The organism is Alkaliphilus sp. B6464 (assembly GCF_018141165.1).
In the GTDB taxonomy this organism is placed as follows: Bacteria; Bacillota; Clostridia; order Peptostreptococcales; family Natronincolaceae; genus Alkaliphilus_B.
Genome location: NZ_CP058557.1, coordinates 946,584 through 961,321, shown reverse-complemented (window position 1 = coordinate 961,321; position 14,738 = coordinate 946,584). Strand labels below are relative to the sequence as shown.

The window sequence follows — 14,738 nt, the reverse complement described above, 5'->3', positions numbered from 1 at the left end:
AACAGGTTGGCATATTTTTTATACTGCCCTTAATAATAGGCTCAATCCATAGCATAGTTGCTATTTCAGTATTGGGGCAATTGATGTAATATAGTTTCTAAAATTTAGGTATTTCATAATTTATATCTATTTTCCAAGTATATTCTTAAGCTCCATCAGATTAGAAATCTCATAGGTAGGTTTTATTCCAGTCTTATTGACAATTTTATTAGGATTAAACCAGCATGTATCTATACCAAAATTTATTCCACCTTGTATATCAGATGTTAAGCTGTCTCCTACCATCAATACTTTACTTTTGTCAGTATGCTTTATATTGTTTAAAGCGTGTTCAAATATTTTAGGATCTGGCTTTGATACTTCAACTTCCTCAGATACTACTATATCCTCAAAGAATTCTGCTATAATAGATTTTCTTATTCTATTATCCTGAACATCTGTAAGACCATTAGTAATTATAGTAAGTCTATAATCTTTATGCAGGCTTTCTACAAGGTTGATAGTATCGTCATATAAAAAGGATGCATTAGATAAATGTTTTATATATGATTTTGCAAATGCAGTCTCATCAAATCCAGCATTTAATTTATCCGACAATCTTTTAAATCTTTCTACCTTTAATTTCTTCTGATTAATAAGTCCATCTTCAAACTCTTTCCATATGGCCATATTTATATCCGTGTATATTTTTAAATGATGATTTTCATCGTACTCTATATCAAATTCAAGCATAGTATTTTTAAAAGCATCTCTCTCAGATTTTTTAAAATCAAATAAAGTCTCGTCTGCATCAAATATTATAATCTCGTACCTCATAATAATTCCCCCCATATAGTCAGTTTTTTAATTATAGTAAGTATAATACTATTTATAAGAGCTAGGTTTTTATACGTATATAAATCCTTCATATGCTTTACAATACTTTATAAATAAAATATTATATTTATATAAATTTGTACATGACATATGTCATGCTAAGGAGGACCTATGAAAAGAATCTCAAACAATAACCTTTTAAATCACTATATTGTTAAGCATAATATAGAAAGTATATTTGATAAAGATATACTAAAACATGCGCAGCTTCACTTTTATCAAAAGAATGAATATATATTGGAAGCAGAGTCTAGTCTTGAATATTACTATTTACTTGTAGACGGAAAAATCAAAATCTCTTATCTTTTTGAAAACGGTAAATCAATGCTTTTAAAGTTTTATACAGAGTTTAATTCAGTAGGAGATCTAGAGCTTTTAAGAAACATTCCTATACTCTGTAACATTGATGCAATAGAAGATACTTATTTGATAGCAATACCTTCAGATATACTTAGAAAAGAATATTTAGATAATTTAAAGTTTTTACATCACTTAATAGACTCTTTAAGCGAAAAGCTTTATGCAACCATTAATAATAGTTCATATAACTTTGTATATCCGCTTATAAATAGACTGTCCAGCTATTTAGTTGAGCATATAACAGATAAAAACTATATAATTTTAAGTTCATCATTCTTAGAAATTGCTCAATTCTTAGGAACAACTTATAGGCACTTAAATAGAACCTTTAAAGAGCTTGAATCAAAATCAATTATAAAATGTGACAATAAAACAATATATATATTAGATGAGAATAGACTTCGAGAATTATCTAAAAACTTGTATATAAAATCCATATAATGTTAGAACATCGTAAAAAATATGAGTAAACAATTTTACAAAGATGTAGTTGTAAACAATGACAAGATAGTATGTGAAGATGATATTTTTATAAATTGCAGACGAAATTATATATAATAAATTGATTTATTAGTAAAGCAATTGCCCGACTACCTGTAAAAGTTAGTCGGACAGTTCCTATATAGAGAGAATCTTATCTACCTGAAAAGTATATAAAGTGCAGTTGAAATTATTTAGATACTTATAATTCTTGTAAAAAGTTAATTTTTGTAAAAAGTTCACTCAATTGTTTTGAGATTATAGAGTTATATTCCCGTAGTGAGTAAAATCTAATGTCACCATAGCCTCTCTAAAATGAATTTCATAAAGAGCTAACTGACTTCCAACTTGTTCTATTGTCATTTTATAATCAGGAATTTTTTTACCAAATTCATCTTTTAAATCATATATTGTTAAATTACTTTTTTGAATTATTGCCTCAGTAACTCGAACGTGTTCATTCCCCTTAGTCGGAACAGTAGTAAATGCTACTGTATTGTTTTTAGAAAATTCGCCAACCTTTAGATTATCTCCAAAGGTTGAAAAATACACTACCCCTTTCTTTTTAGTATCATAATAGAAATTTACAATCCTAACATTTGGGATATTGTCTACGCAAGTTGCTAAAGCTATCTCACCTTGCTCTACCATAATCCTATTAAATTCTCGTAAAAAGTCCATTTTTGTTCCTCCTTATAAATTTATTATGTCATAGAATACATTTTGTAATTTTAATATAGCACACAAACCTTGACACCATTATGTCAAGGTTATAAAATGAGTGCATAAATAATTTTAAGGAGCTATGCAATTGAAAATAGATAGATTAATGTCCATAATTATGGTGTTGCTGAATTGTGAAAAAATCAGTGCAACAAAACTTGCTGAAATGTTTGAGGTTACACCTAGAACTATATATAGGGATATAGAAACAATATCTTTAGCAGGTATACCGATTATTACTCACACTGGTGTTAATGGTGGTATTAGCATAACACCTGAATATAAAGTGGATAAAAAATTTTTTACTACTTCAGATATTTCAACACTTTTAATGGGACTTGGAAGTATTTCAACAACTCTATCTCATAAAGAAATTATAGGTACACTAGAAAAAGTAAAAAGCCTACTTCCAAAAGAACAATTTAGGGATGTTGAATTAAAATCAAACCAAATAACCATTGACCTTACCACATGGATGGGTAATAAGAATTTCCAACCAAATCTTGAAAAAATAAAAAAAGCTCTAAATGACAGTAAGTATCTATTATTTGAATATTATGGTGGTGGCAGAGAAAAAAGCAACCGTTGCATTGAACCTTATAAATTGGTATTAAAAGAGGCAAATTGGTATTTACAAGGTTACTGCACTTTGAGGAAAGATTTTCGTGTTTTTAAACTATCTCGAATTTCAAATCTTGAAATCTTAGATTCTACATTTGTACCACGAGAATTTTACGCAAAACCGTTAGATGGAACTGGGTGGATAGATAAAAGACTTATCACAATTAAGCTTTTAGTTGATTGGTCTCTTAGAGAACAAATCGTTGAACGTTGTGGGGAAGAAAATATCCAGCCTTATGGGAGTAATCAATTTATGGTTGATTTTCCATTTGTAGAAGATGACTTAGGATACAATATTTTGCTAGGTTTTGGAGATAAATGTGAATGTTTAGCCCCTGAAAATGTACGTAGAGAGCTTATCCATCGTATTAAAAAATTATCAAACATTTATGATAAATAATATCTATAAAAGAATATAATAGAAACTTGAATTTCAGAATATAATAGATACATTGTATATGGGAAAGTCTATGATTTTTCATTTACAACACTGTTACTCTCTTTAATGAATATTTTTCAAACTCTTTATCCCTAACAATTTTTTCAAGAATTTCTACTAGATGATATGACTCTTCATAAGAAACATATAAGGCAACAGGAGCTAGGCGAATAACATTTGGCTCCCGATAATCGGGAATTACTTTATTATCACGTAGGGCTAGACTTATACGATAGGCTTCATCATGTTCTAAACAAATATGTCCCCCTCGACGATGATCCTCACGAGGATTACCAATCGAGTATCCATATTTAGATAATTTATTATCGATTAAATACATTAAATATGCAGTAATATGCAATGATTTAGCACGTATATTTTCTATGCCAACTTCATTAAAGATATTTAGAACTCCATCTAATGGTGCCATTGAAAACATATTATGAGTTCCTAGTAACCATCCATTGGCATCTTTGTCTTGATCAAAATCATGATTTAGAAGAAATTGACTTTCATCTTTATTTCCGAACCAGCCCTTAAGGCCAGCACTTTTATTAAAGTGCCTTCTATTTATATACATACCGGCAGTTGCTCCAGGTCCAGCATTTAGATATTTATACGAACACCACACTGCAAAATCAGGATCAATTTTTTTAAAGTCATGGGGAACAGATCCGATTGAATGGGCTAAATCCCATCCAATAATAATTTCACGTTTATGGGCCTCTCTAGTAAGTAGTTCCATATCTAAAAGCTGTGCACTACGGTATAGAACTGATGGTAATAAGATTAATGCAACATCATCATCCATTTTTGATATAATATCTTCTTCAGAAATAGTACGCCCATCTCTGCTTTTGACTACAATTAATACATCTTCAACCTCGTAACCTTTCAGCTCGATTATACTCTTAGTAGCATAAATATCTGTAGGAAAATTTAATTCATCAACGATAATTTTATATTTTTCTTTCGTAGGTTTATAAAAAGTAGCCAGCGCCTGATGGATATTTGTAGTGATACTTCCCATTACTATAATTTCATCCGCATCTGCATTAATTAAATTTTTAAATTTTTCTGAAATATTTTTGGAAAAATTAAAATAACGGCCATTTTCAACTCCCCAGATTTTGATTGCTTCCTTACGCCAAACATTAAAGATATTCAATAAGGCTTCTTCAGCATCCTTAGAGCTTAATCCTAAAGAGTTTCCATCCATGTAAATTTCACCTTCATTTAGATAAAAACGTTCCCGAATATGATGGAGCTTATCTAATTTGTCCAGTTTTTTAGCAAATTCTAATCCATCTTTAAATTCATATCCCATAACATACTCCTCCTTAATGTTTTTATTTTATACAAAAATACTAACATAAATAGGTGAATTTAAATATAGAGATTTGAACTAGTTTACAGTACATTTCCTTCAAAAAGCAGGTATTGTTTATTGATAATCTACAACATGAAGGAATACAGAATTATAGGAGAAGTGACTTTATGACTACTAAATCAAAATTCAAGTAAAAGTTCTAGTAATATAGGTTTTATAGATTTAGTTTAAAGAGGCTTTATTGGTCTATAAGCCAAGGGTGAATGTAAAATGATTGATGTAACAACTTGACTATATTTCATTAGCTCAGATAGAAACTCGTTCATCATTTCTATACTTGGCATGGATGCTCTAGCAATATAATTAGTACTACCAGTTACACAATGAACTTCAGTTACATATTCATTTGAAAGAAGAATGTTAACTATTTTATCGCAGGAAACCTTTAAATCGCTAATCTCCATAAAGAAACTAACTTGATGACCAACCATATGTGCAGGAACATAGGTTGTAAATTTTGCTAAAATACCTTTTTCAACTAATCTTGCAATTCTTTCACTAACGCTTGGTCTAGAAAGATTAATTAATTTCCCAATATCTGTAATTGAAATACGAGAGTTATCCTGTAATAATTCAACAATCTTTTTATCTATTTCATCCATCATAAAATCATCCTCTACAGTTTTTTATTAATTATTATTTTAATATAAAAATTTTAAAATAGATAGAATATTCCACTAGCGTGTAAAACATAAAGTAATAAAATGTATAAATTACTATTGTATATATTAGATCATATATTTTATAATACAAATAAAAGACCGACTGGTCGTTTTTTGATAATAAATATAAACTTAAAGTCAAATATAGGTTTATGCAAGAGTATCAAACTAATTTTTAGGAGGACCCTATGCCAAAAATCAGTAAAGAAGCAGCAGAGACTAGAAAAAATAAAATAATTCAGTGTGCATTTGAAGTTTTTGCAGAAAGTGGATACGCACAGACTACAATAGATGATATTGTAAATGCATCCGGAATTAGTAAAGGGGGAATCTATAATTATTTTAAGAGTAAAGAGGAGATTTTTTTAGAGATTGCTGAAAATAGATTTGAACAAAGACATAGATTGATCGAAAGTTTCCCGAAAGATATGTCTAATAGAGATAAAATAATTAATTATATTCATTGGACTTTAATAGGTTTATTTGAAGATAAGCATCAGAGGATGGCTCGATTTACATTTGAGTTTTGGTCTGTACTTGCTAGAAATCCTAATATGTCTGATAAGGCAAAGAAAAGATATCATCTATTTTATGACGATCTATCCAAAATCTTAAAACAAGGAGTTGATCATGGGGAATTCCAAGAGGATATTGATATACCATCGATGGTTTATATTATATTATCAACAATGGATGGAATCGGATTCACTAGCTGTATAATGGGAATTGAAATAACCTATGAAGTAGTTGAGAACTATACAGACATGATTTTAAGAAAAATAGAAAAGGAGGATTAATATGATAACATATGATTGCTGTAGTACTGTAGAACTTGAGAGTATATACAATGCATTTCAAATAGGTTTTTCTGATTATATTATCAAAATAGAGATGTCTAAGGAAATATTTTTACAACGTTTTTTTGGACCTGAAGGTAATCAACTGGAATACTCATATATTGCATTCTATCAAGGTATGCCAATTGGAGTGATTTTAGGAGGGATTAAAAATTATGAAGGTGTCAAAACCCTTCGTTGCGGGACCCTTTCTATTCATCCTGACTATCGGGGTAAAGGTGTAAGTAAAAAGCTTTTTGAATTACATAGGAAGGTAGCTATAGATAATAATTGTAAACAGATGTTTTTAGAAGTAATTGTAGGAAATGATAGAGCAATAAACTTTTATAGAAATCTAGGGTATGAAAAAGTTTACGATATTAATTACTATACATGTCAAAATAATAAAGATATAAATAAAGAGATAGACGATTTAATAGAAATTAAAAAGATTTCTTTTAATGCTATTAAGAGCTTATCAAATCAATTAAAGGACACACATATTAATTGGCAAAATGATTTTGATTATATTGAGAGACTGGATGGCTTAGTTCATTATGGAGTTTACAAAGATTCAGAGATTATAGGAGCCTTAAGCTTAAGCACAAATGGAAAAATCTATTTTATTTGGACAAAACCTTCAGAAAGACATAAAGGAATTGCAAGAAATATGCTTAGAAAAGCATTAATAGAGCTTAACTTAAAGCAGTTAAGTATTAGCTTTCCTAATAATGCTAACTTAGCTGGATTTGTAAAGCGCAATAATTTTAAAAAAGAAGAAATATCTCAATATGAGATGTATCTAATTCTCTAGAATAATTGGAGTTAAATAGTATTTAAAGGTACTAGAATTAATTATAATATATTATTTTTTATATAAATAACAATAAAGAAGCAGAAACTCTTTTCATATATAATAAGAAAGGTTCCTGCTTTTTTATCGTCTAAGAACGTATAGTTCTTATAACAAGCTTAAAAATCTCATTAATCCAAATAACAGATGAGGCCATAAGTATTATTTTTGTCCAGAGAATCCAATCTATAGGGACCGTATTAAAAAAATTATTATACAATTCCATAAGTACGATTTGTGCACACCCAGTACCTAGTATGATTTTTATAGCTATAGTGTTCTTTGTAAGATTGGGTATTATACTGTTTAACCCAAATTCTCTACAATTAAGAGCATTAAATAACACACTAAATACAAATAGGGCGAACAAAGCAGTTTGCATTTCATTAGCTACAAATTTTCCATTCCTACTAAAGACGCTTGTTGATACACCTAATGGATTAAAAAACATTTGTATTAATAATAGAGAAGTAATTAAGCATGCATTTGCAATCATAGTCTTAAGCATAGTTTTTGTTATTATACTGCTATCTCTTTTAATAGGTTTTCTTTTCAATACATTTTTTCTAACAGGCTCTAGACCTAAAGATAGGGCTGGTGGACCGTCCATTATTATATTTACCCATAATAATTGAATAGTAGTAAAGGGCATTTCTTTTCCTAATATTTGTGATAATATTGCGACTAAAAAGGCCACAATATTGACTGTAATCTGAAATTGAATAAACCTTTGAAAGTTTTCATATATTCCTCTTCCCCACTGAATTCCCCTCACTATGGTACTGAAACTATCATCAGCTAAAATTATACTAGCAGCCTTTTTTGCCACCTCTGTACCTGCAATGCCCATAGATATACCAACATCTGCCTTGGATAGTGCTGGAGCATCATTTATACCATCTCCGGTTACAGCTACAACCTCCCCATTATCTTGAAGAGCTTGAACTATTCTCATCTTGGTTTCTGGCTTCGATCTAGCAACTATTGATATTGTCTTTAATTCTTCCTTTAATTGGCTATAGGACAGTGCATCTATAAAGCTAGATTCAACAGCCCTATGATTATTATCCAATAATCCTAGCTCATTTCCTATAGCTACAGCAGTGTTAATATTGTCGCCAGTTAGCATTTTAGTGGTAATGCCTGCTTCTTTAGCAATATCAATAGCTTCTTTAACATCTGGTCTTAGAGGATCTTTAATACCTACAAATCCGGTGAATATTAGACCTTTTTCAAAGTTGTATCCATCAACTGTTACAGCTATTTGTTCATAGGCATTGGAGCTTATGGCTACTTCTCTATGTACACTACTCATATTTTTATAGGCAAAACCTAATACTCTCATAGATTGAGTTTGAAGTTTTTTAATCTGCTGAGTAATAAATTCCTTTCTTTTACTTGTAAGCCTTAGTATTTGTCCATCAATATATTCATAATCACAGGATTCTAAAATAATTTCTGGGGCCCCCTTAGACAAAAGCACATGGTTTCTGCCATCTTGAATAATTGTATCCATTCTCTTTGCCTTTGATGTGAAGGGAATTTGGTGTAATATGGATTTTATTTTGCGGTATTTGTAGTATTGCTTGTCCTTTAAATAAAGCAACAATGCACATTCGGTAGCACTTCCCATGTAATTCCATTGATTGTTTTCGTAGATTATATCTGCGGTTGAATTTATAATACAGTTATCTACAAAGTAGCTTTCATTCCTATCATATTCTTCAACAAATGCTCCATTTATAAATACTTTATCCACAGTCATTTTATTTTGAGTTAATGTTCCTGTTTTGTCTGAACAAATAACTGAAACGGAACCTATAGTTTCACAGGCTTCTTTTTTTGTAACTAATGCATTTATTTTAGCCATTTTTTGCATTGTAATTGCAAGGGTCATATTTATCATCGTTGGTAATCCTTCAGGAACAGCTGCAACCATAAGGGCAACGCAAACTACAAATGCACTTTTAACAGGTTCCATAGACTTCAAGAAAGGTAATATACCCGATATATCTAAATGTAGCGCTTTACTTATTATCATTTTGAAAATCATGTATATAAATAACATACCTGCTATTGAACCGGATATTTTAGCGATTTTTTCACCTAAGTGTCCTAACTTTATTTGTAACGGAGTTTCATTATTGTCGTTATCGTATAGACTTTGGGCAATTTTACCTATTTGAGTTAAATCCCCAATTGACGTTACCACCATTTTTCCTCTACCATATGCAATTAAAGTACCGCCAAATACCATGTTGATTTGTTTCGCAGGTACAGGTTCCTGTATTACCACATTTCCATGAGAATCAATTCTTTCTATTTCTATAACTTTATCTCCGCACTTGTTAACATCATCGGACTCACCAGTTAGCATGTCCTCTCTAACCTTAAGTTCTATGGATTCCAAGAGTCTTCCATCAGCGGGAACCATGCTTCCTGTTTCAAGCAATACTATATCTCCTGGAACTAAATTATTTTTTAATACCAGCTTTACTTCTCCATCCCGTATACATTTAACAGTAATGTTATCTGTAATCTTGGACAATGCTTCTGCGGCTTTTTTAGATCTATCTTCTGTTATGACCCCTATTGTAGTACTTAATACTATGGCAAACATTATACCAATTGCATCTATGTATTCACCAACTAATGCACTAATAATAGCAGAAATTAAAAGTATAATCATCATAGGATCAAAGAAGCCATCCCATGGAGATCTTTTCTTACCTTTTGAAAATTCATTAAAACCATACTTTTCTTGTCTTATCTTAACTTCACTTTCATTTAATCCTTGGTTTTCATCAGTCATAAGTTTCTTTAGAACTTCTGATTTTTCTTCATTGAAATACATCATCATGCCTCCTAATCTTTAATAGTAAACTAATACATGAGATATCGCTTAGCTATACAAGGAATTATAATTATATTGAGTGATTATTAAATACTAAAGTTATAAAGGGTTGTCCTTTTTGTAAGCTTTTTTAATAAAGTTTTCTCTATTAACTCTATGTTTAAATCTATATTTTTATGAGTAATTTTTAGTTACAAATAAAAAAACCACCTTTTTATTGGTGGTTTCATCTTTTGGTATTCCATCAGGGATTCGAACCCTGGACCCCCTGATTAAGAGTCAGGTGCTCTAGCCAGCTGAGCTAATGGAACATAGTATATATTAGTGATTTGACTTTTTTATTTTATCATAGGCTGCAATATGAGTAAATAAATATAGAAACATTCTATAATTGTACATCAATATATAGAATGCTTCTATGACAATAGATTAAAGAGAAAAAGCAGTTGGATTTATTTAGGTAAATTAACCCTTTAATACAGATGCTATAGTAAAAACTAACCGAACAAGTAAAGCTTGACGCTACAGATATTATTACCCATAGGCTATCTGTTGATGAAGAAGAATATAGTTATATGAATTAAGGATAGTAGACAAAAAGGAAGTAATATAATATATAACATAGAAAATAGTTATCATATTAAAATAATCATTATGTTATAATAATTATTATCGTTTATTTTATGTTTTAGGAGGGGAGATATGGATTTAGGAAATGTTTCATTATCAATAGCTTTTGGAGCTGGATTTTTGTCCTTTTTTTCACCGTGTATACTTCCGCTAATTCCAGCATATATAATGTATATTACTGGAGTTAGTATGGAAAATGAACTTGAGACAAAAAGGTTATTCGCACTAAAAAGAACCGTTGGTTTTGTTATAGGATTTACAATTATTTTTATAACAATGGGGACATCTGCTAGTTTCCTAGGAAAAATCTTTATAAGAAATAAAGAAATGTTTTCTAGGATTAGTGGTATTCTCATAATAGTTTTTGGTTTGAAAATGATTGGTATTATAAATTTAAGGTTTTTAAATATGGAAAAACGAATTAAAGCACCTAGAAAAATTACTAACTGGTTTAGTTCAATTTTAATGGGTATGGCTTTTGCTGCTGGCTGGACACCGTGTTTTGGTCCGGTATTAGCATCTATACTTGTTTATGCAGGGGGAGCAGCTACTGTTTCAAAAGGGATTTATCTACTATTAATATACTCTATTGGTATGGCAATACCTTTTATATTAACTGCATTATTTATAAATGTATTTAGCAAATTTATTACTAGAGCAGAAAAGTTCATAATATATATTCCTAAAATTAGTGGGCTTATTATGATAATTTTTGGAACTCTAGTATTTCTAAATAAGATTGTAAATATAAGTAGATTATTAATATAAGGAGGCCACATAGTGAATAAAAAAAGCATAGGAATAATAATTCTTATTGGAGTATTGCTTGCAGGATTATACTATTTGACAATGGGAAAAAAAGTAGAAGTTATTCCACCACAAGATAATGCTGTTGAGGAAAGAAATGAGGAAGATCAGGTTGCAAGCCAAGAAAAGCAGGTATTTGAAATAGAAGTTGGAAAAGAAGCGCCAAACTTTATTCTTAGAAATTTAGATGGGGAAGAAATATCCTTACAAGACTATAGAGGTAAGATAGTTCTTATAAACTTCTGGGCAACCTGGTGTGTGTACTGCGACATAGAAATGCCAGATTTACAAAAACTAGATAAGGAGAATGAAGATTTAGTTGTTTTAGCAGTAAATGTAATGGAACATAAAGAAACTGTAGAAAAATATATTAAAGAAGGCGGATATGATTTTGAAGTAGTTTTAGATGAGGATGGGACTATAGCTAGAACTTACCTAGTAGGTGGATACCCTGCATCATATTTTGTAGATGAAGAAGGTATTTTTCAAGGGGCAGTACCAGGAATGATGACATATGAGCAGATGAATCAAGCTTTACAGCATATTAGGGAAAACAAATAAAGGAAAGCTATGTTTATTAACCTCTAATTTCAAGCCACATAAGCCATAGCAACTAAGGTTTCTGTGGCTTATAAATTTTAGTAATATACACTTCTAATTAAGAATGTCTTAATAAAATGACTTAAGTAGTTCGAATTTCCTAATCTGTAACCTTTTTTTATTTTTAATTGAAAAATAGGTTAAATTGTAATATGATGAATATGGTGTATAATTATAGGAATACATATATAATATGGGAGGGACATAAATGAAAAAAATATCAATTGTATCACTATTGTTAGTAGTATCAATGCTTTTTGTTGGATGTACAAGTGACGAATTAAAACTATATCAGGCTTTCGAGAAATCTAAAGATATAACATCTATGGAGAGTAAAACTGATATTAGTTTTACTGTAGATGTTGACAATCTTTCAGAAGAAGATCAAGAAATGGCAAAACAAATAGTAAACATGATTAATGGATTAAAAGTTAATGCACATCAAAAAGCGATCTTGAATAAAGACAAAACAGCAACTAAGGCAGAAGCAAAAGTAGGAGTAAACTTTGGCGGTATGCAAATGGATATGCAGGTATGGATTGATGCTGATATGTCTGGTGAGACACCTAAGATGATAGAAATCATTAAGATGCCTCAGCTTATGATGGCATCATTATCTCCAGAGAGCGAAAGCAAGGAATACATAGTATATGACATAGGTAAGATGATGAATGCAGGTCAAGAAGAGGTTGATTTCAGTAAGTTTGCTAAGCTTGGAAAAGACATTGAAGCAAAACTAACTGATTTTGTAAAGGAGCACTACCTAGACTTTGACCCTGGATTTAAAATGATAAATTCTAAAGGTAAAAAGACTGTTGATGGTGAGTCATTATCTATATATGAAGTAAAGCTAGATGATGCTGCTTTTAAAAAGCTTATTAGATATTCAGTAAACGATTTATTAGATAATAAAGATGCTGTTGAATTTATAAAAGACTATATGAATTCAGTAATGGATATTGTAGAGATAGAAGAAAGTGAAAAACTATCAGCTAAAGAAGAATTTAATCAAGGATTAAATAAGTTTGAAGAAGAGGTTCCAGAACTAAAGAAGAAATTTAATGAGTTTATGGATAAATTCGATAAAGTGAAGGTTTTAGGAGATAATGGTATTACTATAGAGTATGGTATAAATAAAGATGGATATATTACTCATGAAGAAGGAGTAATTGACCTAAACATTGACTTAGGTTCTATAGAAAAAACTTTTATTAATACTGATATAGCTGGAAAATCTATGTTAGGTGAAAAAGCACCTATAATAAAATTAGGCATAAAGTTTAAAACAAATATTTATAACATTAATAATAAAGATATAAATATTACAATGCCTGATGTAAATGCTGAAAATGCTTTATATTTTAACGATTTAATACCAGTAATCGAGTAATTTTTTACAAAGCTTAATTTAATAATCATTATATAAAAAGCAGGAACTCTTCTTAATATTGTAGAAGAAAAGTTCCTGTTTTTTTATAAACTATTATTTGAATTACCTATTCTAATTTTTATTTCAGCAACGATTAGAATAGCTAATGGTAATATTATTTGAAATGGTATTGAATAATATAAATTAGTTGTTCCTATCCAATCAAACATTTCCATAGTACTATTGTAAATAATGAACGATAGATTTAACATTAAAAGACATATTGGAGCTGCTACCAATTTATAATCATCAAAATTAAATAGTTTTGAAACACCAATACTTGTTGCAAATAGGCAAACACTTAGCTTTGCAATGCTTGATAATATTAATATTACAGATACTACTACTTCGATGCGTTGCAAAAAGTTACCTATATCTATCATAGATACAGCGGAATAAGATGGGAAATAAAGGATGTCTATATTTGCAATTCCCAAAACCAAAATATTTCGCAGTGTTACAAGCAGTAAGATAATGCCAAACATAATTAGGCTTAATGAATACACTTTAAAACACTTGTCCTGCTGTTCTAATGAGCTAAAAATAACTGTAAATATCACAGTTTCAGCAAAGGGGAATACAAACAGAGCATAAGCACCTTGAAAAGCTGGTTTAAATCCATTATATAGCACTGGTTTTAAATGATTAAAGTTCATTTTTGGTGCAGATAAACAAATTGTCAAAATAATTATAAAAATTATTATGGGAAGAACAAATTCAGTCCATCGTGCCAACACCTCCATGCCACTTTTAACCATATAAACAACTAATAATGCAATAAATATAGCGACAAAGAACTGGGGTGTTTCAGCAAAGGAGATAATTTGAATAAATTCGGTAATATTCCTTATAATTAAAGCCCCTAAATGAAAAAAGTACCAAATAAAAATAAGAGTTATAGCTTTTCCAACAATACTTCCGAATATCTCTTCAACAATATCAAATAAACTCTTACCAGGGAAAAGCTTAAGAAGTCTTGAGTATACAAAGCACATTGGTAGGCTCATGACTACAGCAATTAATATAGAAATCCAAGTATCCTGGTGAGCTTTATTGGTAGTACCAGCTACTAAAGTAGTTCCTATCAAAAATATAAACATTATACTTATACCTTGTTTAGTTGAAATTATTTCTTTTTTCATGGTTTCTACTCCTTAATTAACAAAAAAATGACTTGT

At 29.9% G+C, this 14,738-nt stretch carries 13 protein-coding genes and 1 tRNA gene; 7 read left to right on the top strand and 7 right to left on the bottom strand.

Features of this window, described 5'->3' with window-relative positions:
- Window positions 1-126 precede the first annotated feature (126 nt).
- On the bottom strand, window positions 127-816 hold the full coding sequence (locus HYG84_RS04630) for a YjjG family noncanonical pyrimidine nucleotidase (RefSeq protein WP_212380959.1): 690 nt from the start codon (window positions 814-816) through the stop codon (window positions 127-129).
- A 171-nt stretch (window positions 817-987) separates the two neighbouring features.
- Between HYG84_RS04630 and HYG84_RS04625 the strand changes: the two genes are divergently transcribed.
- Window positions 988-1,677 (top strand): Crp/Fnr family transcriptional regulator, encoded by a 690-nt coding sequence (locus HYG84_RS04625; RefSeq protein WP_212380958.1) that lies wholly within the window; start codon window positions 988-990, stop codon window positions 1,675-1,677.
- A 297-nt stretch (window positions 1,678-1,974) separates the two neighbouring features.
- Here HYG84_RS04625 and HYG84_RS04620 read toward each other — a convergent pair whose 3' ends face one another.
- A complete protein-coding gene (locus HYG84_RS04620; RefSeq protein WP_212380957.1) occupies window positions 1,975-2,397 on the bottom strand; it encodes a pyridoxamine 5'-phosphate oxidase family protein in 423 nt (140 codons plus the stop codon).
- Between the two features lie 130 nt (window positions 2,398-2,527).
- On the opposite strand from HYG84_RS04620, the gene HYG84_RS04615 reads away from it, so the two are divergent.
- Window positions 2,528-3,460 (top strand): helix-turn-helix transcriptional regulator, encoded by a 933-nt coding sequence (locus HYG84_RS04615; RefSeq protein WP_212380956.1) that lies wholly within the window; start codon window positions 2,528-2,530, stop codon window positions 3,458-3,460.
- Window positions 3,461-3,542: 82 nt separating this feature from the next.
- On the opposite strand, the gene kynU is transcribed toward HYG84_RS04615, so the two are convergent.
- Both kynU and HYG84_RS04605 read right to left on the bottom strand, forming a co-directional pair.
- Entirely contained in the window at window positions 3,543-4,826 is a 1,284-nt protein-coding gene (kynU, locus tag HYG84_RS04610; RefSeq protein WP_212380955.1) for a kynureninase, read from the bottom strand.
- 230 nt (window positions 4,827-5,056) lie between these two features.
- Complete coding sequence (locus tag HYG84_RS04605) at window positions 5,057-5,494, bottom strand: Lrp/AsnC family transcriptional regulator (RefSeq protein ID WP_249168714.1); 438 nt, start codon at window positions 5,492-5,494, stop codon at window positions 5,057-5,059.
- 245 nt (window positions 5,495-5,739) lie between these two features.
- Between HYG84_RS04605 and HYG84_RS04600 the strand changes: the two genes are divergently transcribed.
- Both HYG84_RS04600 and HYG84_RS04595 read left to right on the top strand, forming a co-directional pair.
- Window positions 5,740-6,348, top strand: coding sequence for a TetR/AcrR family transcriptional regulator (locus HYG84_RS04600; protein WP_212380954.1), 609 nt, complete (start codon window positions 5,740-5,742; stop codon window positions 6,346-6,348).
- A gap of 1 nt (window position 6,349) precedes the next feature.
- On the top strand, window positions 6,350-7,201 hold the full coding sequence (locus HYG84_RS04595; RefSeq protein ID WP_212380953.1) for a GNAT family N-acetyltransferase: 852 nt from the start codon (window positions 6,350-6,352) through the stop codon (window positions 7,199-7,201).
- A 130-nt stretch (window positions 7,202-7,331) separates the two neighbouring features.
- On the opposite strand, the gene HYG84_RS04590 is transcribed toward HYG84_RS04595, so the two are convergent.
- Together HYG84_RS04590 and HYG84_RS04585 are read right to left on the bottom strand one after the other, a co-directional pair.
- Window positions 7,332-10,097 carry a calcium-translocating P-type ATPase, PMCA-type gene (locus HYG84_RS04590; RefSeq protein WP_212382068.1) on the bottom strand — a complete coding sequence of 922 codons (2,766 nt, stop codon included), beginning with the start codon at window positions 10,095-10,097 and terminating at the stop codon, window positions 7,332-7,334.
- 231 nt (window positions 10,098-10,328) lie between these two features.
- Window positions 10,329-10,405: transfer RNA gene (locus HYG84_RS04585), tRNA-Lys, on the bottom strand.
- A 391-nt stretch (window positions 10,406-10,796) separates the two neighbouring features.
- Between HYG84_RS04585 and HYG84_RS04580 the strand changes: the two genes are divergently transcribed.
- From HYG84_RS04580 to HYG84_RS04570, 3 genes are all read left to right on the top strand, one after another.
- Complete coding sequence (locus HYG84_RS04580; RefSeq protein ID WP_212380952.1) at window positions 10,797-11,492, top strand: cytochrome c biogenesis CcdA family protein; 696 nt, start codon at window positions 10,797-10,799, stop codon at window positions 11,490-11,492.
- Between the two features lie 12 nt (window positions 11,493-11,504).
- Window positions 11,505-12,092, top strand: a complete 588-nt coding sequence (locus tag HYG84_RS04575) for a TlpA family protein disulfide reductase (RefSeq protein ID WP_212380951.1) — start codon at window positions 11,505-11,507, stop codon at window positions 12,090-12,092.
- 247 nt (window positions 12,093-12,339) lie between these two features.
- Window positions 12,340-13,521: a hypothetical protein gene (locus tag HYG84_RS04570; protein WP_212380950.1), complete on the top strand. Its 1,182-nt coding sequence runs from the start codon at window positions 12,340-12,342 to the stop codon at window positions 13,519-13,521.
- An 83-nt stretch (window positions 13,522-13,604) separates the two neighbouring features.
- Here HYG84_RS04570 and HYG84_RS04565 read toward each other — a convergent pair whose 3' ends face one another.
- Window positions 13,605-14,702: a GerAB/ArcD/ProY family transporter gene (locus tag HYG84_RS04565; protein ID WP_212380949.1), complete on the bottom strand. Its 1,098-nt coding sequence runs from the start codon at window positions 14,700-14,702 to the stop codon at window positions 13,605-13,607.
- Between the last annotated feature and the right edge of the window lie 36 nt (window positions 14,703-14,738).

What these genes read in the sequence shown, in the direction of transcription:
- HYG84_RS04630 (WP_212380959.1), bottom strand. Translation starts at nt 816, where the DNA reads ATGAGGTACGAGATTATAATATTTGATGCAGACGAGACTTTATTTGAT.
- HYG84_RS04625 (WP_212380958.1), top strand. Translation starts at nt 988, where the DNA reads ATGAAAAGAATCTCAAACAATAACCTTTTAAATCACTATATTGTTAAG.
- HYG84_RS04620 (WP_212380957.1), bottom strand. Translation starts at nt 2,397, where the DNA reads ATGGACTTTTTACGAGAATTTAATAGGATTATGGTAGAGCAAGGTGAG.
- kynU (WP_212380955.1), bottom strand. Translation starts at nt 4,826, where the DNA reads ATGGGATATGAATTTAAAGATGGATTAGAATTTGCTAAAAAACTGGAC.
- HYG84_RS04605 (WP_249168714.1), bottom strand. Translation starts at nt 5,494, where the DNA reads ATGATGGATGAAATAGATAAAAAGATTGTTGAATTATTACAGGATAAC.
- HYG84_RS04600 (WP_212380954.1), top strand. Translation starts at nt 5,740, where the DNA reads ATGCCAAAAATCAGTAAAGAAGCAGCAGAGACTAGAAAAAATAAAATA.
- HYG84_RS04595 (WP_212380953.1), top strand. Translation starts at nt 6,350, where the DNA reads ATGATAACATATGATTGCTGTAGTACTGTAGAACTTGAGAGTATATAC.
- HYG84_RS04590 (WP_212382068.1), bottom strand. Translation starts at nt 10,097, where the DNA reads ATGATGTATTTCAATGAAGAAAAATCAGAAGTTCTAAAGAAACTTATG.
- HYG84_RS04580 (WP_212380952.1), top strand. Translation starts at nt 10,797, where the DNA reads ATGGATTTAGGAAATGTTTCATTATCAATAGCTTTTGGAGCTGGATTT.
- HYG84_RS04570 (WP_212380950.1), top strand. Translation starts at nt 12,340, where the DNA reads ATGAAAAAAATATCAATTGTATCACTATTGTTAGTAGTATCAATGCTT.
- HYG84_RS04565 (WP_212380949.1), bottom strand. Translation starts at nt 14,702, where the DNA reads ATGAAAAAAGAAATAATTTCAACTAAACAAGGTATAAGTATAATGTTT.